General features: G+C 65.5%; 8 protein-coding genes and 1 tRNA gene. 1 reads left to right on the top strand and 8 read right to left on the bottom strand.

Going from position 1 to position 24,768, the window contains the following annotated elements; translation table 11 throughout:
• Window positions 1-34 precede the first annotated feature (34 nt).
• The 7 genes from QX010_RS00855 to QX010_RS00825 all read right to left on the bottom strand — a co-directional run bounded on the left by QX010_RS00855 (window position 35) and on the right by QX010_RS00825 (window position 23,177).
• On the bottom strand, window positions 35-15,091 hold the full coding sequence (locus QX010_RS00855) for a VCBS domain-containing protein (RefSeq protein WP_316177051.1): 15,057 nt from the start codon (window positions 15,089-15,091) through the stop codon (window positions 35-37).
• 411 nt (window positions 15,092-15,502) lie between these two features.
• Window positions 15,503-15,820 (bottom strand): hypothetical protein, encoded by a 318-nt coding sequence (locus tag QX010_RS00850; protein ID WP_316177050.1) that lies wholly within the window; start codon window positions 15,818-15,820, stop codon window positions 15,503-15,505.
• 113 nt (window positions 15,821-15,933) lie between these two features.
• The gene (locus QX010_RS00845; protein WP_316177048.1) at window positions 15,934-16,614 is read right to left on the bottom strand and encodes a transglutaminase-like cysteine peptidase; all 681 of its coding nucleotides are present in this window, start codon (window positions 16,612-16,614) and stop codon (window positions 15,934-15,936) included.
• Window positions 16,615-17,215: 601 nt separating this feature from the next.
• Window positions 17,216-18,550: an HlyD family type I secretion periplasmic adaptor subunit gene (locus tag QX010_RS00840; RefSeq protein ID WP_316177046.1), complete on the bottom strand. Its 1,335-nt coding sequence runs from the start codon at window positions 18,548-18,550 to the stop codon at window positions 17,216-17,218.
• Between the two features lies 1 nt (window position 18,551).
• On the bottom strand, window positions 18,552-20,735 hold the full coding sequence (locus QX010_RS00835) for a type I secretion system permease/ATPase (protein ID WP_410051411.1): 2,184 nt from the start codon (window positions 20,733-20,735) through the stop codon (window positions 18,552-18,554).
• A 252-nt stretch (window positions 20,736-20,987) separates the two neighbouring features.
• Complete coding sequence (locus QX010_RS00830) at window positions 20,988-22,517, bottom strand: TolC family outer membrane protein (RefSeq protein ID WP_316177042.1); 1,530 nt, start codon at window positions 22,515-22,517, stop codon at window positions 20,988-20,990.
• Between the two features lie 574 nt (window positions 22,518-23,091).
• Window positions 23,092-23,177: transfer RNA gene (locus tag QX010_RS00825), tRNA-Tyr, on the bottom strand.
• Window positions 23,178-23,394: 217 nt separating this feature from the next.
• On the opposite strand from QX010_RS00825, the gene rlmB reads away from it, so the two are divergent.
• The gene (gene rlmB / locus QX010_RS00820) at window positions 23,395-24,225 is read left to right on the top strand and encodes a 23S rRNA (guanosine(2251)-2'-O)-methyltransferase RlmB (RefSeq protein WP_316177041.1); all 831 of its coding nucleotides are present in this window, start codon (window positions 23,395-23,397) and stop codon (window positions 24,223-24,225) included.
• Between the two features lie 56 nt (window positions 24,226-24,281).
• On the opposite strand, the gene QX010_RS00815 is transcribed toward rlmB, so the two are convergent.
• Window positions 24,282-24,740: a hypothetical protein gene (locus tag QX010_RS00815; protein WP_316177040.1), complete on the bottom strand. Its 459-nt coding sequence runs from the start codon at window positions 24,738-24,740 to the stop codon at window positions 24,282-24,284.
• Between the last annotated feature and the right edge of the window lie 28 nt (window positions 24,741-24,768).

The following is a 24,768-nucleotide window of genomic DNA, read 5'->3' as shown; positions in this document are numbered from 1 at the left end:
GGCGGCCCTTTTGCTCGTCCGACGCCGGCCGGGATCAGACGTGGACCTGCGTCTGGGCGTGGCTGTTGTCGAGGATCATCTTGATGACGTCGTCGCCGCCCGTGAGGTTGGTGCCGGTGTCCTTGATGGTCGCCACATTGGTCCAGCCGGAGCCGGTATTGACCTGCAGCGTCAGGTCGCCGTTGTTCAGCACGCCGCTGCCATTGGCCGAGGCGAGGCTGGAGTGCCCGCCGCCGTCGACGAAGCGCACCGCGTCGGCGTGGTTGCCGGACACGCTCGCCAGCAGGCCGGAGAGGTCGATGACGTCGCCGGAGGTGCCCGTCTGGAAGTCCAGGATGGTGTCGAGGCCGCCGCCGGCCAGGTCACCGGCGTTCCACTTGAACGTATCCGAACCGCCGTTGCCGGTGAGCTGGTCGGAGCCGGCGCCGCCGATGAGAACGTCAGCGCTGCCCGACCCGATGATCGTATCATTGTAGTTCGATCCGATCACGCCTTCCATATTCTTGTAGCTGTCCGTGCCGAGACCGGGAATGGACACGTTCGTGGCGGTCGAGCTCTGAGTCAGCGTCAACGTAAAGCCGGCCGTCGCGTCGGAGAAATCGAGCAGGTCGATCCCTGCCCCGCCGTCGATGGTGTCGTTGCCGCCACCGCCGCGGATGATGTCGTCGCCGTCGCCGCCATTGATCGTGTTGGCAGCACTGCTGCCGATCAGGATGTCGTCGCCCGAGCCACCGGTCACGCGCTCGATGTTGGCGATCGAGCTGAAGCCGGTGGCGGTGCCGGCTCCGAGATTGACCGTCACGTCCTCGCTGGTGATATAGGTCAGCGTGTCACTGCTGCTGCCGCCGAGATCGGCGGTCACCGCCTCGATATTGCTGAGCTTGGTTCCGTTGACGTCGGTGATGACGCCGCCGGCCAACGTGACGTAGATCAGATCCTGCGACGACGTCCCCTCGATGACGAACGTATCAGTGCCAGTGCCGCCGTCGACGATGTCGACGCCGTCATTGACGCCCCAGTAGAAGGTGTCGTTGCCCGAGCCGCCGATCGTGACGTCGTTGCCGCTGCCGCCCCGGATCGAGTCGTTGCCGGCGCCGCCATTGATGTAGTCGTTGCCGGCGCCGCCGAGCAGCGTGTCGTTGCCGCCGAGGCCGTAGATGCCGTCATCGTCGGCGCCGCCATTGAAGTTGTTGCCGCCGCTCGACCCGATCATCACGTCGTAGCCACCGTTGGCGTTGGCCTCGAGCGGGTTGTCGACCGTGGCGGTGATCGCGTCGCCGTCATTGGCGCTGTAGCCGGACAGCCAAGGTGCCGAGCCGGTCACATAGGACTTGTCCGACAGCGAGTTGATGGTGAGATTGAAGGCGCCATTGTCGAGCGCGTTGAAGGCCAGATAGGTCGACACGGACGACACCGAATCGGTGGCCGTGACCTTGTAGACGTACAGGCCCGCGTCGTTGTTGTTCGGATCTCCGGTGAACTGATTGCCGGTCCGGTGGATCCAGCTGTCGTCGCCGGTCGAGCTGTAGACGAGGCTGTAGGTGTAGGTGACCGTCCCCGTTCCGCCTGAGAACAGCGTCGCCGCATCCAGGCTGATGACGTTCGGCGAGTCGGTGTTCTTCGACAGCGCATAGCGTCCATCGGCACTCGTGGTGTCCACAACCGACAGCGGCGCGGGCTCATTCGTGCCGTTGATGGTCACGTCGATGACCTGGCTGGCCGTGCCGTCGACCGACTTCACCGTCAGCGTGTCGTGCTTGACGTCGCCATTGTTGAGCGCCTGCACGTTGGCCGCCGAGTTGTTCAGCGTATAGCCCCAGGCTCCGGTCGCCGCATTGAAGGTGAAGGTGCCATACGTCCCTGCCAGCGACGCCGGCGTCTGGAACTGGGCTTCGCCGCTGTCGACGTCGGCAACCCTCAGGGTGCCGCCGGCCGTGAGCGTGCCGTCCTCCTTGACCGTCCCGCTTGCCGTGCCGGTGATCGACGCCGCATCGTTGACGCCGTTCACCGTGACGGTGACGGTCTGCATCGTCGTCCCGCCATGGCCGTCGTCGATCTTCACCGTGTAGACCTGATCGATGTGGTCGCTGGCGCGCAGCGACTGGATGTCGGCGTCGTTGACGCTGAACGTCCAGTTGATCTTATGACCGGTATTGTCGACCGTGGCGTTGAACGAGCCGTAGTAGTTGCTGCCCGCCGGGGTCGTGGTGGTCACCGTCTGGGCGTCGCCGTCCACATCGGTGAAGGCGATCGCGCCGGACGCCTTCTCTACGCCCGGCGTCAGGGCCGTGCTCGGTTGCACCGAAATGTCGTCGATGACCGCGCCGCCCGCGCTCGCGAACTTGATGGTGGTCGACGTCGAGGTTGCCGTGAACTGGTAGGTCTGCTCCGTCCAGCCGAAGTTCCAGGCGCTCGTCGTCAGAATGGTCGTTCCGTCGACAGCCGATGTCACGGCCGTGCCGTAGGTCATCACGTAGAAGTCGACGGTATAGGTCATGCCGACGACGGTGCTGATGGTCTGGCTCATCGAGCTCGATGCGCCGTAGAAATCGGCCGAGCCGCCGTCGGTGCGGCCGCCCACGACGGTGACGGCATGGGCGCCCCCGACCGTCCACGCATCCAGCGTGTAGAAGTTGCCGTTGTAGTAGCCGAACGAACCGTTCTGGATCAGGTTGCCGGTCGGCGCCGCATACGAGGCGTCCTCGGTGACGCTTGCCGTGGTCGTTCCCGCCCCGAAGGTCGGCGCGTGGTTCGGCGCGGTGACCGAGCCGGTCTGGCCGCTGGTCACGTTCTCGGCAAAGCCCTGGCCGTCGGTGTAGGTGACGTTGGCCGAGATCTTGTGGCCGACGTCATCGGATCCCAGCGTGTAGGTCGAGCCCGTTGCGCCGTTGATGACGGCGCCGTCCCGCAGCCAGTGATAGACGACGTTCGACGCGGCGCCATCCGGATCGCTGCCGAGATTGGCGGTCAGCGTCTGGCCCTGCGTCGCCGTGCCCGACACGGTCACCGCCGCAGCGCCGTCGTTGACCGGCGTGATCGTCAGCGTGAAAGCGTCCGAGGCAGCATACTCGCCGTCGCTGGCATAGACAGTGACGTTGACCGCGCCGGCGAAATTCGCCGGCGGGGTGCCGCTGAACGTGCCCGTCGTCGCGTCGAAGTGCAGCCACGCCGGCAGAGCGCTGCCGTCGCTCAGGTTCGCCGACAAGGTCAGCGGACCATTGCTGCCGTCGAAGCGTCCATCGACGTCGGCGAAGGTGTTGGACGGGATGGCGAAGCTGAACGGCTGGTCTTCCGCCGAGCTGCGGTCGGCCAGCGCGTTCTGCAGGGTCGGCGCGTCATTGTTGCCGATGATCTGGATCGTCACCGTCTTGGCGGTGCCGTCCTCGGTGTAGACCGTGAAGCTGTCGGTCAGCGTGGTCTGGTTTTCCTTCAGCGCCTGGACGGTCGGATTGTTGTTGTAGAGCCCGTAGGTCCACTTGCCGTCGCTGCCGATGTCGAACCAGCCGTAGCCATTGGCCGTGTTCGAAGAGGCCGCCTGCCACACGTCGTTGTGACCGTCGACGTCGGTCGAGTTGAGGTCGCCGCGGGCGATGCCGTAGAGCGGGCTGCTCTGGCTGTTGGCGATGCCGCCCTCCTCGGCGATCGTGCCGGTGGCGTCGCCGCTGATCACGGCCGCGTCGTTGACGCCGGTGACCGTGATCTTCAGCGTCGCGGTGTTCGACACCGCGCCCGACGGATCCTTGTCGGTATAGGTGAAGGTGTCGACGGCGTTGACGCCTGCGGCCAGCGCGTCGGCCTTGTCGGCCACGTAGGTGTAGGAGCCGTCCGAATTCAGCGTCAGATGGCCGTAGGCGCCCTCGATCGAGGTGCCGATGCCCGTGCCCTGCGTCACGCTGCCGGTGCCGGCAACGACACCGGAGACGACCAGCGAGGACGTCCCGCTATCGACGTCGCTGTCGGCGACCGAGCCGCCGGTCGTACCGCGGACGACGCCATTCGCAGCCGCGATGTTGAGCGTGCCATCCTCGAGCACCGCGTTGGTGTCGGAGTTCGCCACCGGCGGGTGATTGGCGGGGATGACCTCGACGCTCACCGTCTGCGTGGCACTCAGATTGCCGCCGCCGACATTGCCGTTGTCGTTGATGGTGATCGTGACCGACCCCGGATGGTCGCTGTTCGGCGTGAAGACGGCGGAGGCCAGATAGGTGTTCAGATCGCTGATCTTGAACCCGCTCATCGTGAGCGTCTGGCTGGCGTCGAAGACGCCGAGAGACGGGATCGAGAACGTCCCGCCGGAGATATCGAACCTCACGGACTCGACGACATCGCCGTCCGCGTCGGAGAAGGTGATCGCGTTGGCGCCGGTGAAAGCGAACGCGGCACCTTCATTGGCGGTCACGTGCGTCGGGGCGTGGACCTCGGGTACATCGTTCACCGGCGCCACGTTGATCGTCAGCGTGCCGGTGTCCGTCTGTCCGGCCGCGTCACGCACCGTGTAGTCCACGGTGTCCGCGCCGTAGAAGTCGGCCTTCGGCTTGTAGACATAGGTGCCGTCGGCATTGAAGTGGATGGTGCCGCCCTTGGCCGTCGCGAAGTCGCCCCCCACCACGCTCAGCGTGTCGCCGGTGTCCGGGTCGCGATCGTTGTGCAGAACGCCCTGTGCGGGATCGGACACGGTCAGCGTCGTGTCCTCGTTCACGCTGGCCGTGTCGTCCACAGCCGTGGGCGCATCCTCGATCGGGTTGATGTTGATGGTGATCGTCTGCGTCGCGCTGAGATTGCCGCCGCTGCCGATATTGCCGTTGTCGTTGATGGTGATCGTGACCGATCCCGTCGTGTCGTTGTCGGCTGAGGGCGTGAACACGGCCGACGCCAGGTAGGTGTTCAGGTCGCTGATCTTGAACCCGCTCATCGTGAGCGTCTGGCTGGCGTCGAAGACGCCGAGCGACGGCACCGAGAGCGTGCCGCCGGAGATGTCGAACCGCACGAACTCGACGACGTCGCCGTCCGCATCGGAGAAGGTGAACGCGTTCGCGCCGGTGAAGGCGAATGGCGTATCCTCGTTCGTCGTCACCTGCGCCGGCGCATGGATCTGCGGCGCGTCGTTGACCGGGGTCACCGTGACGTCGATCGTCTGCAGCGCGGTGTTGGCGACATCGGTATGGACGTTGCCGTCCGACAACGTGGCGTGGTCGGTGACCTCGGCGACGACCGACAATGAGAACGTGCCGTTGTAGTTTGCGGGCGGCGTGACCTGCAGCGGATGGCTGTCGAACGCGGCAATCGCTGCGGCGTCGTCGATCACCCATTTGCCGGCGTCGGCGCCGGTTCCGGCATGGCCGACCGAGAAGGTCGCCCCGGCCGGATAGCCCGAAATCAGCAGCCGCACGCTTTCCGAGCCGTCGGTATCGGTGACGGCGGCGCTGATGAGCTTCAGGTCGATCGTCTGATCCTCGGCGCCCGAGGCCGGGCCGAGGTCCATGAAGCTCAGCGTCAGCGAGTCGGCCTTCGGCGCGACGTCGACCGTGACATGCGCGGTCGCGGTGCCGCCATCGCCGTCGCTGACCGTGTAGTCGAAGCCGGCAACGCCGGAGAAGTTCTTGTCCGCCGTGAACACCGGGTTGCCGTTGCTCAGCGACACCGAGCCATGCGTCGCGTTCGACACGCCGGTGACGGTCAAGGTGTTGTTGTCGACGTCGGTGTCGTTGTTGAGAAGGCTGAGCAGCGCGTTGACCGTGAGCGGGCTGTCTTCGCTCGCTTGCACCACATCGTCGTGCGCCACCGGCGGCGTGTTGAAGACGCCGGTCAGCGTGCGCGTACCGTCGGTGAAGGCAAAGCTCTCGTAGTTGGTAAACGTGTCGGTCAGGCCGTTGTGGGTGACCTGCACGCCGATCAGCGTCACGCCGTCCGCCGCGAACACCTTGGTGTAGGTCGCGTCGGCAAACTTGAAACCGAACTTGACGGTGTCGCTGTCGGCGCCGCCGTCGGACACGACGCTGGTGTTGCCGGCAAACCGGGCGAGATCCAGCGTGTCGTTGCCGGAGCCGCCGTTGAACACGATGGTCGACGGCGCGATCGCGGTGCCGCTGATATCGGTGATCGTCACCGTGTCGCTGGCGGTGCCGCCGGTGATGGTGATGCGCTCGATCTCGTCGGCGCGGATGGTCGCGCCGTTCGGACCGTCGTAGCGCACCAGAATGTCGGTGGCGTTGCTTGCCGAGGGGTCGTTCAGCGTCGGATTGATCTCGGTGCCGGTCGAGGTCTTGCCGATGGTGAAATTGCGGGCATTGGCATCGCCGGTGATCGCGAGCACGTCGTAGTTCGGATAGGCCGCGCCGGACTCCGAGCCGCCGTCGACGACGTCGCTGCCGTCGCCAACGGTGTACAGGAAGGTGTCGTTGCCGGCGCCGCCGAACAGCCGGTCGTCGCCTGCCCCGCCCTTGATGACATCGTTGCCAGCACCGCCATACAGCGCATCGGCGCCGCTGCCGCCGACCAGGATGTCGTCGCCGCCGGAACCGTGGGCCTCGGTCACGCCGCCCAGCTTGTCGGTGCCGACGACCTTGTCGGTCACCGAGGCACGGTCGGTCACGCTGTGGGCGCCGACCGTCTCGCCGAGGACCGTCGCCGAGCTTTCGCCGAGATTGACGAACACCGGCGAATTCGGCGCGTCATAGCGCGTCGTCGTCACGGTGCCTGCGGCATCGACCCGGATGGTGAAATTGTTGGTGAAGACGTCGTGGTCGCGATCCTCGACCGCGAACGCGAAGTTGAGGTCGAGATACTGATCGGCCGCGCTCGGGGTCCCGATCGGCGCGGGGTGATCGAGCGGCTGCAGCAGGGTGAAGTTGTAGGAGCCGGTGCCGGCTTCCGACAGCGTTACCGTGAACACCGCCGCATCGGCGGCGTTGCCCGTCACCAGGCCGTTCTGGCCGATATAGCTGCCACCGCTCATGCGATAGGCGGTCAGCGTCGTATGATCCGCCGACATCACATAGGTCAGGCCGAAGCCGAGCGAGGTCAGCCCGGAGAGCTGGTAATTGGCCGCATCGTAGACGCGGACCGGCGACGCGCCGAAGAAGGTCACCGACGGACCGGAGCTGTCGCCGTCGGCTCCGTAGGTGATGCGCAGATCGACCGCGCCGGTCGAGACATTACCGGCCGCCTCCGAGACCGCGACAATGTCGACATCCTGCGACTGCGGGGCATCGTCGTTGACGGTGATGATGATCTGGTCGTGCAGCGCGACGGAATCGCCGTCCGAATCGGTGGCGGTCACCGCGGTCGACAGATCGAGCGTGAGCGCGTTGTCATGGCCGGTGCCGACGTGGTCCAGCGCGCCCTTCAGACGGAACGAATACTGCCCGGTGTTGGGGTCGACCTGGAACTCGAAGATCGTAACGCCGCCGGCCTTGGCGATCAGCGTGTTGTCGACGCCGATGCTGTAGGTCAGCGCTACGCCGCCCGACGTCAGCGACAGCAGCTCGGGCGCGAGGTTGGTCTTCTCGACCGTATAGGTGCCGGGCTTGTCGGCGCCGAACGACACCAGCGAGCTCAGATTGCCTGTGAAGTAGGAGTCGTTGCCGTTGCCGTCCCCGTTGAGGTCGCCGCCATGGTTGCCGGTGGCGGTCACCACCGTGCCGTTCGGCAGCTCGCTCTCGTAGACACTGGCTCTCAGCACCGCCGCGGTCGCGACAGGCGTGTCGTCGTCGATCGTCACCGCGAACGAGGAGCTGGCGCTGTCGCCATCCGCATCGGTGGCGGTGAAGCCGAAGCTCAGCTTGACGTCGTTCTCGTTCTGGCCGGCCGGATGATCGACATGCTTCAGCAGCGTGAAGCTGTAGCTGCCCGCGCCGGAATCATCGAGCGAGACCTTGAACACCTGGTTGGCCGCCGATGGCGGATTGCCGTTGGTCGGATTGCTGCCGGTGTAGCCATAGACCGTATTGCCGACGACCCAGAGCTTGACCTGGACGCCCTCGACCGTCAGCAGACCGGCGTCCGAGGTGGCGTTCTGGCCGTTGGTGATGCCGCTGAACGCGACCGCGCGGTTCACGCTGCCGCTGTTGTTGTCGTCGGCGCCCCAGGAGATCGCCAGCGAGCCGTTGGCCGTGACATTGGCGCCGGCGACGTCGCCAGTCGCCGCTCCGGTGTTGCCGCCGGAAAGACCATCCTCGTCGACGGTCCCGGCGTCAGCCGTGCCGATCGCAGGCCGGCCGTTGTCGTCATTGATGGTGACAGTGAAGTTGCCGCCCGAGGCGGTGTCGCCGTCGGCGTCGGTCGCGGTGAAGCCGAGCTTCAGCGACAGCGCGTTGGTCTGGCCCGAGCCGACGTGATCGACATTGTCCAGGAGCTCGAAGGTATAGCTGCCCGAGCCATCGTCGGACAGCGTGATGTGGAACACCTTGCGGTCGTTCGTCGTGAGCTGGCCGCCATTGTCGTTGGCGACGCCCCAGATCTCGGTGTCCGACACGCGGATGAACTGCACCGCCGTGCCGTTCGAGGTCAGGGTCGGGCTGCCCGCGCCGGTGGTCTTGACCACATCGCCGGTATGGATCGCGCTGTCGAACGCCACGCTGCGATTGGCCGCGCCCGAATTGTTGTCGTCGGCGCCCCAATTGATGTTGAGCGCGACATTGGCCGCAGTCTGGGTCTGGAACACCTCGGCGCCGGCTGATCCCGTGGTGTTCTCGGTCAGCGTCGCGGCGGCCGCCGAACCGAGCACCGGCACGTCGTCCTTGACCGAAACGGTGAAGCTGTTGCTGGACGTGTCGCCGTCGCCGTCGGTCGCCGTGAAGCTGAAGGACAGCTTGACGATGTTCTCGCCGCTGCCGGCGGGGTGATCCAGGGTGCCGAGCAGCTTGAAGCTGTAGGATCCGTCGTTCTGGTCGCTCAGCGACACTTCGAACACACGGGTGCCGTGCGCGAGATCGCTGCCGGTGTAGCCGACCAGCACGCCGTTCTCGAAGCTGTACTTCACCGTCTGGCCGTCCGACGTCAGCGTCAGGTTGTGGCCCGCGCTGTCCTCGGCGTCGACATTCGCGCCGGCGCTGGTGTAGCGGAAGGTGACCGAACGGTCGCCGAGCCCGCCGCCCGCGGTCTTGTTGCTGTTGTCGGAGCCCCAGTTGATGTTGAGGTCGCCGCTGACCGAGGTCGACTCCTTGGAGGAATCGGTGCCGCTCGGCAGATCGTCCTCGTCGACGGTCCTGGCGTCGCCGGCCGCCGCCGCCGGCGCGGTGTCGAGCACGGTGACCTTGAAGCTGCTGGTGACGCTGTCGCCATCGGAATCGGTGGCCTTGAAGCCGAACGTCAGCGGCAGGCTGGTGCCGTTCTGGCCGGACGCCGGATGGTCGATGTTGTCGTACAGCGTGAACTTGTAGCTACCGTCGCCGCTGTCGGACAGCTGGATGGTGAAGACGGTGCGGTGATCCGCGGTGACCGCCGTCAGCAAGGTGCCGTCGCCGGAGATCGTGTAGCTGATCGCCGAGCCGTCGGAGGTCAGGCCCGTGGCGCCGGCGACGGTGGTAAAGGCCACCGCGCGGTTGTGCCCGACACCCGTATTGTTGTCGTCGGCGCCCCAGGAAATGGCGAGGCTGCCGGTCTGGACCGTCGAGTTCGACGCATCCGGGTGGCTCGTGTCGTAACCGTCGGTCGGCAGATTGGCCTCGCTGACGGTCTCGTCCTCGGCGCAGCCGACGGTCGGCACGTCGTCGGTCACCGCGACCGTGAAGCTGCTGGTGGCGCTGTCGCCGTCGGAATCGGTGGCCTTGAAACCGAAGCTCAGCGCCAGGCTGTCGGTGCCCGACTTGCCGTGGTCGAGGTTGTCGAGCAGCGTGAACTTGTAGCTGCCGTCGCCGTCATCGCTCAGCGTGACGGTGAACACCGTGCGGTGATCGGTAGTGACCGCGCTCAGCGTGGTGCCGTCGGATGAGACCACATAGCTGATTGCATAGCCGTTCGACGTCAGCCCTGCCGGTGCGGTCGTGTCGAAGAACGCCACCGAGCGGTTGTTGGTCGCGCCGGAATCATTGTCGTCGGCGCCCCAGGAAATCGCGAGATGCCCGGTCTGCACGGTCGAGTACGGCGAATCCGGGAACAAGACGTCGTAGAGATCGGTCGGCAGGTTGGATTCGCTGACCGTCTCGCTCTCGGCGTGCCCGATCGTCGGGACGTCGTCGACGACGGTGACGGTAAAGGTGCTGCTGCTCGCATCGCCGTCGGAATCGGTCGCCGTGTAGTCGAAGGTCAGCTTGACGACGTTGCTGCCCTGCCCCGCCGGATGATCGAGATTGCCGAGCAGCTTGAATGTGTAGGTGCCGGTGCCGTCGTCATCGAGCGAGACCTCGAACACGCGCTGACCGGAATTGAGGCTGTTGCCGGTGTAACCGACCAGCACGCCATGATCGAAGGCGTATTTCACCTGCTGACCGTCCGACGTCAGGCCGCTGAGACCGACATCGCTGCCGTTGGTCACATGGACGTCGGCGGCGGCGTTGGACGTGTTGGTGAAGCGGACCGAGCGATCGGCTGCGCCGTTGTCGTTGTTGTCGGCACCCCATTTGATGTTGAGCGCGCCGGTCACCTGGGGATCATGGCTGCCGCCATCATGACCGCCGAAATCGGGGCCGCAATCGCCGCCGCCGGCGTTGAGATCGGCTTCGTTGATGCTCTTGGCCGTCCCGGTATGCGCCTCCGGGCTGTCGTCGTTGACGCTGACCTTGAACGTGCCGCCGATCTGATCGCCGTCGGAATCGGTGGCGACGTATTTCAGAGTCAGCGCAATGCTGTCCTCGGTGTTGGGCACCGGGTGGTCGAGATTGTCGAGCAGCGTGAAGGTGTAGGAGCCCGAATCGAGATCGGACAGCTTCACCGTGAACACGGCGGCATTGGCCTTGTTGCTGGTCCAGTTGCCGTTGCCGTCGATGTAATGCTGTCCGTCGAAGCGGTAGGCCGCGATCAGCGTGCCGCCTTCGCTGACGGCGTAGGACAACGCGACGCCGTTCGACGTCAGGTGCTGCGCGGCGAGCGAGGAGGTGGCGTCGGAGGCGAAGGTGACGGCGCGGTCGCCGTTCACCGGTGACGCACCGGTGATCCCGACATTGCCGAGATTGTTGGCGCTGTCGGCGCCCCAGGAGATGCCGAGAGCACCCGTTGCGACGGTGTTCTGGCCGGGAACGTCGCCAGGCCCGCCGGCGAGCCCGGTCGGTAGCCCGTCCTCATCGACCACGCCGGTCGCAATCTCCCGGTTCAGCACCGGCGCGTCGTCGTTGATCTTGATCTTGAAAGTGTCGGAGACCGCATCGCCATCCGAATCCGTGGCGACGAAGCCGAGGGTGAGCGTGACGTCGTCCTCGGTATTGTGGCCCGGATGATCGATGTTGTCGATCAGCGTGAAGCTGTAGGACCCCTGCCCCTGGTCGGACAGCGACACCGTGAACACCGCGGCCTTGGCCGGATCGCCGGTTGCATGGCCCTGGCCGTCGACATAGGTGTGATGGGCTTCATCGTAGCGGTAGGCCGTCAGCAGCGTGCCATCGGCTGACACGGTGTAGCTCAGCGCCACGCCGTTCGACGTCAGATGCTGTGCGGAGAGCGTCGAGATCACGTCGGAGGCGAAGGTGACGGCGCGGTCGCCATTGACCGGGGCGCCATCGATGCCGCCGTCGACATGGCTGTTGGCGCTGTCGGCGCCCCAGCGGATGCCGAGGAAATCGGTCACCGTCAGATTGGCGCCCGCAGCGTCCTTGCCGTCCGAATAGGAGTTGCCGGGATTGCCGAGACCGTCCTCGTCGACCACCGAGTAGCTGACGCGCTCGCCGAACACCGGGGCGTCGTCATTGACCTCGACATTGAAGCTGCCGTGGATCGCATCGCCGTCGGAATCGGTGGCGACGAAGCTGAAATTCAGCCCCTGATTATCCTCGCTGCCGTGGACCGAGTGATCGAGATTGCCGGTGAGATTGAAGGTGTAGGAGCCGTTGTCCTGGTCCGACAGCGACACGGTGAACACCGTGGCGCTGGCGAGGTCCTCCGTCGGCTTGCCGTTCGCGTCGACATAGGTCTCGTGGGCGGCGTCGTAGCGATAGGCGGTCAGTAGCGTGCCGTTCTCGGAAACCTGATAGCTCAGCGCCGTTCCGTTCGACGTCAGCCCCAGCTCCTCGAGCGAGGACACGGCGTCGGCAGCGAAAGTCACGGCGCGATCACCCTTGACCGGGGCGCCATCGATGCCGCCGTCGACATGGCTGTTGGCGCTATCGGCGCCCCACAGGATCGCGAGCGACCTGGTCACCGTCAGATCGGCGCCCACGACGTCGCTGCCTTGCGGATAGCTGTCGCCGGCATTGCCGAGGCCGTCCTCGTCGACCACGCCGGCGCTCGGCGCATCGCCGAACACCGGGGCGTCGTCATTGACCTTCACCGTGAAGCTGTCGGTGACCGCGTCACCGTCCGAGTCGGTGGCGACGAAGCCGATATTGAGCGTGATGTCGTCCTCGGTGCCGTGCACCGGGTGATCGAGATTGCCTTTCAGCTCGAAGGTGTAGGAGCCGTGGTCCTGATCGGACAGCGACACGGTGAACACCGTCGCATGGGCCGAATCCGTCGGCTTGCCATCCGCGCCGACATAGGTCTCGTGCTCGGCGTCGTAGCGATAGGCCGTCAGCAGCGTGCCGCTCTCGGACACGACATAGGTGAGACCGAAGCCGTTCGATGTGAGATTCTGGGCGTCGAGCGTCGCGACCACGTCGGCCGCGAAGGTCACGGCGCGGTCGCCGTTGACCGGCGTGCCATCGATGCCGCCATCGACATGGCTGTTGGCGCTGTCGGCGCCCCAGCGGATGCCGAGCGTATCGGTGACCTTCAGGTCTTCGCCATAGGCGTCGCCGTCGTCCTTGTAGCTGTTGCCGGCGTTGCCGAGGCCGTCCTCGTCGACCACCGAATAGCTCGGCTTCTCGCCGAAGGTCGGCGCGTCGTCATTGACCTTCACCGTGAAGGTGTCGGTGATCGCATCGCCATCGGAATCGGTCGCGACGAATCCGATGTTGAGGGTGATGTCGTCCTCGGTGCCGTGCACCGGGTGATCCAGGTTGCCCGACAGCGCGAAAGTGTAGGAGCCGTGGCCCTGGTCTGACAGCGACACCGTGAACACCACGGCGCCCGACAGACCCTCGCCTTCCAGCGGCTTGCCGTTGGCGTCGACATAGGTCTCGTGCGCGGCATCGTAGCGATAGGCGGTCAGCACGGTGCCGTTCGCCGACACGTCATAGCGCAGGGCAAAGCCGTCGGAGGTGAGATCCTGCGCCTCGAGCGAGGCCACCACGTTCGCGGCGAAGGTGACGGCGCGGTCGCCGTTGACCGGCGTGCCGTTGATGCCGCCGTCGACATTGTTGTTGGCGTCGTCGGAGCCCCAGCGGATTCCGAGCGTATCGGTGACCGTCAGGTCCTCGCCATAGGCATCGTGGCTGTCGGCGTAGCTGTTGCCGGCGTTGCCGAGGCCGTCTTCGTCGACCACCGAATAGCTCGGCTTCTCGCCGAAGCTCGGGCCGTCATCGGCGACGTTGACGGTGAAGGCGCTGTTGACGGGGTCGCCGTCGGCGTCGGTCGCGACCACCTTGAAGGTCAGCGGCAGCGACGCGTCGTTGGCGCCGTTGTGGTCGATGTTGTCGGACAGCGTGAAGGTGGCGCTGCCGGAGCCGGTGTCGGACAGCGACACGCTGAAGATGGTGCGCGCGCCCTCGCCCTCACCTGCCGTCGCGATGATCTCGGTGCCGTTGGCCGACAGCGTGTAGGAGATGGCCTCGCCGTTCGAGGTCAGGCCCAGCGCCTGCAGGGTCGCGATCTCGGACGCGTCGAACACCAGCGAGCGGTCGCCGTCGACCACGGTGCCGTTGGAGCCGCCATCGACCTTGCTGTTGCCGTTGTCGGCACCCCAGCCGATGTGGAGGTCCACGCTCGCGGTGGTCGGCTCGAAGCCGTCGCCGCCCGAGGGCTTGGCGTCGCCCACGATTTTGGCGCCGAGCTCGCTCTCCCCGCCGCCCTCACTGCCGCCGCCGGTGTGCTCGGCGACATTGATCGCCTCGACGGTGCCGGCGACCGGCGAATCGTCGTTGATGCCGATCACGATCGTCACCGGCGCGGTGTCGCCGCTGCCGTCGATGGCGATGACGTTGAAGGTGAGGTTCAGCGTGTCTTCGGTGCCGAAGACCGGATGATCGAGCGGCAGCAGCAGCGTGACCGTATAGGTGCCAGCAATCGTCGAGTTGGCGTCGAGCGTGACGGTGAAGACGTGATTGGCGGTAATCGATGGATCGCTGCCGATATAGCCGATCAGCTCAGGCTGGCCGTTGACGGTGGTGATTGCAAAATGCACCTCCTGGCCGCCGGAGGTCAGTCCGGCGAGACCGGGCTGCGACGCCGCGAACGCAAAGGCGCGGCCGATCACGTCGGTGCCGAAGTCGACGTTGAGCGAACCGGTGAAGCTCGTCGCCACGCCGCCGATGTCGCCGCTGCCGCCGGGCCGGCCCTCGGACAGTCCGTCCTCATTGAGCACGACGCCGTCGGCAACGCCGGCGATCGGCGTCGGATTCGGCGTGACCGGCCTGTCGCCGAATTGAGCGCCGATGTCTTCGGCTCCCAGCAGCCCCAGCGGCGTGCCGACAGTCAGCGGGTCGACCTTGAACGTTCCGAAGTTCGCGCCGGCAGGCACGCCCGGCGCTCCGGGCGTCCCCGCGGCCGGCAGCACCGACTGGTCGGTGGTGATCGGAAACAGTTCGGCAAACTGATCGCCATTGATGATTCGATCGGGGCCGACTTCGAAGCTGACGTCCTTCAGCGGGGCGCCGTTGGTGTCGAAAACCGGGTCGATCGAGACCGTCGACTGATTATCGAACAGGATGATCAGGCGGTTGCCGATCTTGACGAAGGTCAGCCGCTCGCTGGCAATGTCGCTGAAATCGATCTGGTTCGAGCCGTCGAGATGGACCGTGACGGCTTGGTTGCCCTGTGGCTTCCCGATCTTGAGGTGCTTGGCCGAGGCGCTGGATGGCTGCGTGGACGTGCCGGTCAACTGGGCCAGCAGGACAGGAGCATTCATGCGCCAAAACCTCCAAATATGGGGCGCTTTGGTGGCGCCCCATTTCTATCGTTAAACTATTATTAAACGAGAATACGGGTCAATATTACCGGTTCTTGTTAATCAGACTTTAGGGACTTTGGGTAAATGCAGTCAAGTGCAGCGGCATTTGCGAAGGTAAACAAGGCTGTGCCTATGCTTCCGCCTAAGGGGCGGAGCTGCCTGAACGACAAGAATAAATGGAGGCGAGGCCTGCAGAATTACTGCCAATTCGCAGTTATTCAATCGCGCAATACTCGGGGAACACCACGCACGCTGTTGGGAATAAGAGCTTGCCGCCATCAAACGGCCGAAATGGAACCGGCCTCTCGCGAATTATTTGCGAAAGGCAGGAATTATTCTTGAAGAGGATTGAAGTCGCGGCAGATTGCCTCAGATGCGACTGACGACGCAGGCCACCGGTTCGTATTTGCGGAAATACAACAAAGCCTGGTCACCGATGCCATCGAGCCACACCCCGCGGCCCGCATAGCGATAGCCGTCGCCCATCGGGACGAGACGAACTGGAATCGCGCGATGGGGATGGAGGTAGAGCTGTGCGGTGACGATCTCGCCCGGCGCAAGCACGGGGCGTGAGCGCAGCATGTAGCTGCCGCCATTCTCGCAGGCGATCGAAAACGCCGCGCCCGGCAGCATCACCGCGTGAGCCTGCGCGCGGCCGATGAATCCACCGATCGCCGCCAGAGCCAATGCCCCGCAAATCATCACTTGTTTGATATTCACCCCGGCCCCCTGCTCGCCAGCTTCCCTGCGCGCATTAAGACCGTAAATGATCTCGGCTACAAGTCGTCCGCCTGCGACATTCAGAGCAGCAGCGGCCGACCCGGATCCCGGCCGCCGCCGATATCGGCTTCCGCCGCCGGCGCGATGTCGCTCTCGCTCTCGTGGTGCGGCCGCTCGGCATAGGGCGCCGCGAACAGGCTGACGCCGCGATGATCGATGGCAAACAGCGGCATGAAGGACTGCAGATCGCGGCCTTCCATCAGAGCGGCCCGCCGGTTGTCGAGCATGGACCATTTGCCGTCGAGCCGCACGGCGACGACGGCGTGATCCTGCCGCACGGCGAGGTCGCGGACCAGCAGCAGCTTGAGATCCGATTCGGGCGTTCCCGCCGCCAGCAGCAGCGCGTATTTGGCGATCGCGTAATCCTCGCAGTCGCCGAGGCCGCTGCGCAAGGTCTGCAATGGCGAACTCCAGACGTCCGGCACGCCGTGTTGCTGGTCGTCGCTGACGTAGCGCACCGCCTGGTTGACGCCGCGATTGATCATTTCCGCGCGCGCGCGGCCGTCGCCAGCCGCAGCCGCCGACCGCGTCAGCGCGACGAAGATCCGCTCCGACGCCGAGCAGCGTGCGTCGTCGCCGTTGCAACGTTCGACCGAGATCCGCTCGCTTGCCATCGCGCCCTGGATGCCGCGCCATTTCACCCACAGCACGCCCTCGGGGGCACGGAACGTCATCAGGCCGAACGGCTCGTCGCTTGGCATCGCGACCGCTGGTGCCTGCGGGGCGTCGCTGACGACTCCGGCGCGCCCGGATGCATCGGTCGATGCGACTTCCACGGGTCCAGAGGCGGAGCGACGCAGGCCGTCATGCTTGGCGAGCACGGCATTGATTGTGAAGAAACGGACGGGCGGCGGCACCGGCAGCGCGCTATCCGCAGTGCCCTGCGCAGACCTGCGGTTTGAAGTCTCGGCAAATGCGGCGCCGGCGCAACCGGCCCCCACCGACAAGGCAAGCACAAGCCCCAGCGCACGCGGGAGAACCCGCGGCCGATCGATCCGCAACATCAGTGACGCCCCGTATGCTCCGGGGCATCGGCCGACGTCATCGCGTCGATCCCTGTCCCGGTCGTTGTCGGATCAGGGATAGGGCCGGCGCTGCTTCGGGCCGGTTAAACCGCAATGATGTTCGCCGCCAAGCTGCGAACGCGACTAATCAAGGCCAACCGAACCGTGTCGCATTTGAACGATTCAGATTCTGGTAACGCTGCCCGCCGCTCGGGGCGGGCCCGGATGAGCGCAGCGGCGCCGGTGGCACGCATGCCTTCGCGGAGCCCGTACCCAGCGCGGGCACCCTGCTCCTTGCTCAGCGCTCGCGCAGCGCCTCGTCACGCAGCATGCGCGCGGGCTTGACCAGATAGTCCAGCACCGACTTCTTGCCCGTCAGAATCTCGACGGTCGCGACCATGCCCGGGAGGATCGGAAGCGGCTGCTGGGCGGTGCCGAGATGGTTCTTCTCGGTGCGCACCATCACGCGATAGAAGGTCTCGCCGCGCTCGTTCTTGTCGCCCTTCTCGTCGGTGATCGTGTCGGCGCTGATGCGCTCGACGCGCCCGTGCAACGAGCCGTACACAGACGAATCATAGGCGCTGAGCTTGACCACCGCCTCGTGGTTGGGGCGGATGAAGGCGATGTCCTGCGGACGGATGCGGCCCTCGACCAGCAGCGTGTCGTCGAGCGGCGTGATCTCCATCAGGCTGGCGCCCGGCGCGACCACGGCGCCGATGGTGGTGACGTTGAGCTTGTTGACGATGCCGCGCACCGGCGAGCGCAATTCGGTGCGCCGTACCCGGTCCTGCGCCGACTTGATGTTCTCGTCGAGCACGGCGAGATCGCCGCGGGATTTCGCGAGATCGTCTTCGGCCTGGGCGCGAAAGGCGGTGACGATGTTGAGCCGGCGCGAGCGCGCCTCCTGCACCGCGGCCTCGGTCTTCACGATGCTCGCCTGCACCACCGCGAGCTGCCCGCGCATGTCGGTGGCCTGGCGGTCGGCACGCAGCATCTCGATCTCGGGCACCACCTTCTGGTCATAGAGCTTGCGGGTCAGACCCAGCTCGCGATTGAGCAGCGCCAGCGTCTCCGAGAAGCGCTTCTCGGTCGCCCTGAGCTCGTCGATCTCCTTGCTCTTCTGCTGCTCCTGCTGCTGCACCACGTCGACATCCTGCGCGAGCTTGCGCGCATGCGCATCGAACACGGCGCGCTCGCTCTGGACCGCGCGCGGGGCGTCGGCGACGAGGTCATCGGGAAACTCGACCGGGCTGCGGCCCTCGGTCTCCGCCGCGAGCCGGATCACCCGGGCGGCCATCGCGCCGCGGCGCTCGCGGATCTCGCCGAACTGCGAAGCAAAATTGGTGTCCTCGATCCGCGCCAGCGGCTGATCCTTGTCGACGATCGCGCCTTCCTGCACCAGGAGATCGGCGATGATGCCGCCTTCCAGCGACTGCACCACCTGGGTCTGGCGCGACGGCACGACCTTGCCATTGCCGCGCTTGACCTCGTCGAGCACGGCGAAATGCGCCCAGATCAGGAAGGTGAAGAACAGGCCGAGCGAAGCGAGCAGCAGCATCCGCGCTGTCTTCGGCGTGCGCAGCTCGACGGCAGCGCGGATGTCGTTGGAGAACGCGAAATCGCTGTGCGCCATGTCACCTCGTCCCCTGGACCGGCTTCGCGGTGTGGCTCGCGGCCGGCGCCGCCGCGGGCGGCTGCGGACGCAGCATGGTGAGGATCTGCGCGGTCGGCCCGTCGGCGACGATCTTGCCGGAGTCGAACACCAGGATGCGGTCGACGAGGGACAACAACGACGGCCGGTGGGTCGAGACGATGATGGACATCTCGCCCTTGGCCAGCAACTTCAGGCGCTCGAGGAATTCGCCCTCGCTGCGAACGTCGAAATGCGCGGTCGGCTCGTCGAGGAACAGCACGCGCGGCTTGCGGATCAGGACGCGCGCAAGCCCGATCGCCTGCTTCTGCCCGCCCGACAGGCTGCGGCCGCCTTCGGCGATCATCATCTCATAGCCCTGCGGGTGGCCGGCGATGAAGGTCTCGACGCCGGCGAGCCGCGCCGCCTCCAGCACCTCCTCATCGGTCGCGGCGGGACGGCCGAGCGTGATGTTGTCGCGCAGCTTGCCGTAGAACAAGTCGGTATCCTGCAGCACGAAGCCGATGCCGGCGCGCAGATCGGCGGGGTCGTATTGCTGGATGTCGATCCCGTCGATCAGGATGCTGCCTTCGGTCGGCGGATAGAACGCGGTGGCAAGTCGCCCCACCGTGGTCTTGCCGGAGCCGACGCGGCCGATGATGCCGATCTTCTCGCCGGGCTTGATGTCGAAGGAGACGTTGTCGAGCGCCTTGGTCTGGCTTCCCGGGTAGGAGAAGCTGACATTCTTGAACTGGATGCGGCCCTGGTTGATCTCGCGCGCGACGTAGATCTTCTCCGGCGGACGCTCGCGGTCCAGCGACATCAGCCGGTCGATCGAGCGCAACGCCGACGTCGTCTGGGTGAAGCGCGTCATCAGTCCGGCGATGCCTGCGATCGGACCGAGCACGCGACCCGACAGCATGTTGGCCGCCACCAGCGCGCCGACCGAGAGCTTGCCGTCGAGGATCAGGAACACGCCGACGACGACCAGCAAAAGGCTGCAGAACTGGCTCGCGACGCTCGCCGCGGTCATCGCCATCGACGCCCAGAACTGGACGTCCTCGCTGGAGCGCGCCTGCGCCGCCACCGAACGCTCCCAGACCGTCTGCACCCGGCTCTCGCCGGCCACCGCGCGGACCGTCTCCATCCCGTTGAGCGATTCCACCAGGATGCCGTGACGCGCGGCGGATTGCGCCTGCATCTGCCGCATCGCGCGTTCGAGCGGCCGCTGGATCAGCAGCCCGACGGCGATCATCACCGGCAGCATCAGCAGCGGAATCCACGCGATGGGACCCGCGATGATGAACAGCACGATGATGAACACGACCGCGAACAGCATGTCCGTCGCCGAGACCACGGTACCGGACGTGAAGAACTCGCGCACCGAATCGAAGTCGCGGAGCTGGTTGGCGAGGATGCCGACCGATGGCGGCCGCTTGTCCATCTTCAGCGACATCACGTGCTCGAAGATGTTGGCGGCGAGCACCACGTCGATCTTCTTTCCGGTCATGTCGATGATGCGGCTGCGCACCACCTTGAGCAGGAAGTCGAATCCGATGGCCAGCATGAGGCCGACGCCGAGCGCGACCAGCGAGGGGATCGCGCCATTCGGAATCACCCGGTCGTACACGCTCATCGTAAACAGCGGCGCCGCCAGCGCCAGGATGTTGACGATGAATGCGGCGATCGCGACATGGCCGTAGTTGGCGCCGAAGCGGCTGACCACCGACCAGAACCAGTGCGTCTTCGACACCTCGCCGGCCGCCGCCACGCGCGGATCGACGACTGCGGCGGGCCGCACCAGATAGGCGAAGCCGACATATCGCGCCGCGACCGCCTCGAAGCGCTCGATCGCCGGCTGTTCGCGGCGCGAGGGATCGACGATGGTGAGACGGCCGGCGGCCTCGTCGATCGTCAGCAGGATGCGCGTGGTGCCGTCGTGAAACATCAGCACGCAGGGCAGCACCAGCGCGGGGATCTCGCTCAGCGGCCGTTCGACCAGTTGCGCCTCGAGCCCGGCCCGCTGCGCGGCGCGCTCGTACAGCGCGATGCTGAGCACGCCGCTTTCGAGCGGCAGTCCGGACAGCAGCGCGCTGCGGCTCAAGGCGCGGCCGTGATGAGCTGCGAGGTAAAGCAGACTGTCGCTGAGAGGATCAGCTGCCGGTACGGCTGTGCTCATCTGCGGCATCACATGCGCCGTCTCTTCGAGCTCGAACCTTGTCGGACGAATATTCAACAACGCCTCGGAAATCCATCTGGCCCAACGACCCACGCGGGCCTGCACCCATCGCTTCTTGCTAATAATTTGCTCTAGCCCAGTTCTTTGGCCTGCACCCGACTTTTTCGAGACTTTTACGGGTGTTTCTCGACAATCTCAGCGCAAAGTAAATGCATATGGTGAAAAGCCGGCGCGAGATGCACCGGCTTTTGTTAGTTGCAGCTATTTCGACGCGGGCCCGTTGAGGCTCTGAGCAAATCCGCCGTACTTTCCGGAGGTAACAAACAACGTCGTATCCTCGGGATCGCTCGAGGCCCACCGATCCCCAAAGGTAATCGGTGCAGGATGCTTCGGCGTACCATCATGCAGGCCGAACAGCGGCACCGGGCCTGCAGAGCTCAGCGGCTGCGGTCCGGGCGCCGGCGCACTCAGCCGAATGGGAGCCAGACTGTAGCCGATGAAGCCGCTCGGCGTATCCACCGGCTCGGTCTCCGGAGGATGCCCGGTCTTCAGGTAGTTCAGCATCTGGCCCATCGCGGCGAGCAGCTGATAGTCCGCGAACACCACCACACCGCGCGCAGACACCAGCGACACGTTGGCGTTGAAGTATTGGTTCTGCGAGTTGAGGAGATCGATCAGCGTGCGCTGGCCGAGCTCATACTCCTTGTTGTAGGCGACGAAGGTGCGGCGGGCCGCTTCGACATCGCGGACGAGAGCCGAGACGCGATCAGCCGTGATGATCCGAGCCGCCCAGGCCTTGTCGATCGACTCCAGCGCATCGCGCTGCAGGCGAGCATGCTTCTGCTGCTCCTGGATCATCCGCTGCGCGGCTTCCTCGCGGCGCCAGCTGTTCTGGCCGCCGTTGAAGATATCCCAGGACGCAACGACCTTGCCGCTGACCTCGTCGTAACGATTGTTGTAGGTGATCGATTCCTTGCCGGTCGTCGCGCGGCCTTCCAGCGAAAGCGTCGGCAGGAAGGTGCCGGTGGTGGCATCGAAGCCGCGCTTGGCGGCCGTCACGTCCGCCGCGGCAGCGCGCAGGGTCGGATTGAACTTGTAGGCGATGTCGAGCGATTCCGCCTTGTCGCGCGGCATGTCGGACAGCCGGCCGGGGAAACGCAGATTATAGGGCTCGACGCCGACGACCTTGCGGTACTTCGCCCGCGCCACTTCGAGGCTGAGACGGAATTCTTCGAGCACGGCCTGTGCCGCCGCGACCCGCTCCTCGGCCTGCTGCGTGTCGCCCTCGCCGGCCCGGCCGCCCTGGAAACGGGCCAGCACGTTCTTGCGCAGTTCGAGATGAACCTTGAGGTTCTTGTCGGCCAGCGCGACCAGCCTGGAGTAGCGCACCACGTCGACATAGGCTTCGGCGGCATCGAGACCGATCAGCTCGGTTCGCTCCAGCACGCGGTACGCGGCGGCATCGACCCGCGCGGCCTGTCGCCACACTTCATTGATCGAGGAAAAACCATCGAACAGCAACTGGCGGACCACCACGCCGGCCTCGCGGCCGCGCAGGTAGCGGCCGTTATTGCTCGGCGCCGGCGAGACATACTGCTTGAGCATCTCCGGCCCGGCGCTCGCATCGAGCCGGACCTGCGGCAGCAGCGTGCCCTGGGACTGGCGAAGCTCGGCTTCGGTGGCCCGCCGATTGGCTGCGGCCTCCCCGACGCCGGGATTGGTCTTCACCGCCTGGTTGATGGCATCCTGAATGGTGAACGGCTCAGCGCCCAATGCCGGGCTAAAGCTCATTCCCACAACGCATATCAAAATGGGTGTATATATGCTCTTGAACATACGGAACCGATAACAAACCCGAGATCGGCTCGCAACGCGACTCGCCACAGTTGCGGCGAAAAATCGACCGGTTGTGGCAGAATAGCTACGCTCCGCCATATTCTCCGGAGCGGAGATTTCAGAATCTGAAGCAAAATCAAAGCAGTGGGAATGAAGTAAAGCCGAGGCGGTGATTTAAAGTCAGCTATTTATTTCACAAAGAAAAATCTCGCCTCGGAGAATGTCGAGTTTTTCGTGTTTGTCTTCAATATGGACCGCTTCCGCGGCATTAAGTGAGATGGGCCCTCAAGCGACACAGCGGAACGGCAACAGGCGATCAGTCGCACGCCATTGCCACGCCGGCCCGCCACGACGGCCGTGAGCAATCGCCGCCCCGGCATCAAGGAACAACGAAGGATCCAATGAATATCGCGACCGACCGCCGGGCCCGAGATGCGAGGCATATATTTCGACGCACGGTCTGCAGCGAAACAATGGCTAAGGGGGTCCATTGCCCTCGAAAAATCTCGTCGAGCTGAAAGGCAGTAGATGGTGGGGGAGGCAGGACTCGAACCTGCGAAGCCATGAGGCGGCTGATTTACAGTCAGCTCCCTTTGCCACTCGGGACACTCCCCCGTATCGATGGCAATTCGGGCCGGCCGCGGAACAGCGGCGTCGGGGACCATCAGCGCCATGGAGACGGTAAGACCGCGGGGCCCGGATGAGCGGGCGCGCGCGGCCGGGGCCCTTATGATCGAACCCGCCCCTCGAAGTCAACCAAGGGACGACGAATTTTCCCGCCTGAGCGGTGCCAAATTGCCAGAATCCGCAGGCCGTGACAGAAGCTCGTGCCATGAGCGAACGCGACCGAAAGCCCCCTTTTCGCCGTCCGGGCGGCAAATTCTCCGGCAAACCGCGCGGATTCGAGCGGCCGCAGCCGTGGCGTGAACGCGACCACGGCTCGGATGGCCCCGTCATTCTCTATGGCTGGCACACCGTGACCCTGGCGCTGGCCAATCCGAAGCGGAGGATTCGCAAACTTTACCTGACCGAGAACGCTGCGCGGCGGCTCGCCGACGAGCGGATCGAAACAAGGGTGACGCCGGAGATCGTGCGCCCCAGCCAGATCGACCAGCGGCTCGGTCCGGACGCCGTGCACCAGGGCCTGCTGGCGGAGGCAGATCCCCTGCCCTCGCCGGACATCGACACGCTCGCGGCCGAGGGGCTGATCCTGGTGCTCGACCAGATCACCGACCCGCACAATGTCGGCGCCATCCTGCGCTCGGCGGCAGCATTCGACGTGAAGGCGATCGTGACCACCGCCCGCCACAGCCCGGAGGCCACCGGCGTGCTGGCCAAATCAGCCTCCGGTGCGCTCGAACTGGTGCCGATCATCACGGTGCAGAACCTCGCTCGCGCCCTGACGCGCCTGAACGAGCGCGGCTTCCAAACGGTGGGGCTGGACAGCGCGGGCGAGCAGGACATCGCGGCGGTCGCCTTGCGCGAGCCGCTCGCGCTGGTGCTGGGCGCGGAGGGCAAGGGCCTGCGGCAATTGACGCGCGAGACCTGCAGCGTCGTGGCACGGCTCGACATGCCCGGCGCCATCAAGAGCCTCAACGTCTCCAATGCCGCCGTGCTCGCGCTCTATATCGGCGCGACCCGGATCGGATTGATGCCGAAATGATCAAACGCCCGCGCGCCGAGGCGCACGGGCGTTGGCCTGAACGAATGTCCGGCTGATCAGTAGTAGCGGCGCAGCACGCGCTGGCCGTGATAGTAAGGGGAGGCGCCCCAGCGATAGGCGTGGCGGCGATGGTGATAGCTGTAGACCGGCAGCGCCTGCTCCTCATAGGCCGGATACGGCGCGAAGGCGCCTGGACCACTGTAGGTCGGCCCCTGGTTGACGTAATAATACTGCCGGGTCGGCTCGGACAGCCGCTCATAGCTCGCGCCGCAGGCGCCGCAGCCGTGGCCATAGGTGTAGCCGGGCTGATAGAAATATTGCGGCCGATACGTCACCGTCGGCTGGTACGTCACGGTCGGCTGATAGGTGAGCGTCGGCTGATAGGTGACCTGCGGCGCGCAGGGGGTGGCATAGCCGCACGGGCCGCAGGCGGTGGCGCCGCAGGCCGCGGCCGGTGCGCTGCCGGCGACGGCGAGACCGGCAATCGCGACAAGTCCTGAAATTACTCCACGCATAACTCTCTCCTGTTGATCTGTTCTTGCT

It is taken from the genome of Bradyrhizobium sp. SZCCHNRI1009, from assembly GCF_032487575.1.
GTDB lineage: Bacteria > Pseudomonadota > Alphaproteobacteria > Rhizobiales > Xanthobacteraceae > Bradyrhizobium.
Note: the sequence above shows the minus strand (reverse complement) of the source record. Positions and strands in the feature narration are given on the sequence as shown.

Excerpts from the sequence above, each read along its gene's own strand:
- QX010_RS00840 (WP_316177046.1), bottom strand. The coding sequence starts at position 18,550 with ATGGCGCACAGCGATTTCGCGTTCTCCAACGACATCCGCGCTGCCGTC.
- rlmB (WP_316177041.1), top strand. The coding sequence starts at position 23,395 with ATGAGCGAACGCGACCGAAAGCCCCCTTTTCGCCGTCCGGGCGGCAAA.
- QX010_RS00855 (WP_316177051.1), bottom strand. The coding sequence starts at position 15,091 with ATGAATGCTCCTGTCCTGCTGGCCCAGTTGACCGGCACGTCCACGCAG.
- QX010_RS00830 (WP_316177042.1), bottom strand. The coding sequence starts at position 22,517 with ATGAGCTTTAGCCCGGCATTGGGCGCTGAGCCGTTCACCATTCAGGAT.
- QX010_RS00815 (WP_316177040.1), bottom strand. The coding sequence starts at position 24,740 with ATGCGTGGAGTAATTTCAGGACTTGTCGCGATTGCCGGTCTCGCCGTC.
- QX010_RS00845 (WP_316177048.1), bottom strand. The coding sequence starts at position 16,614 with ATGCCAAGCGACGAGCCGTTCGGCCTGATGACGTTCCGTGCCCCCGAG.
- QX010_RS00835 (WP_410051411.1), bottom strand. The coding sequence starts at position 20,735 with ATGCCGCAGATGAGCACAGCCGTACCGGCAGCTGATCCTCTCAGCGAC.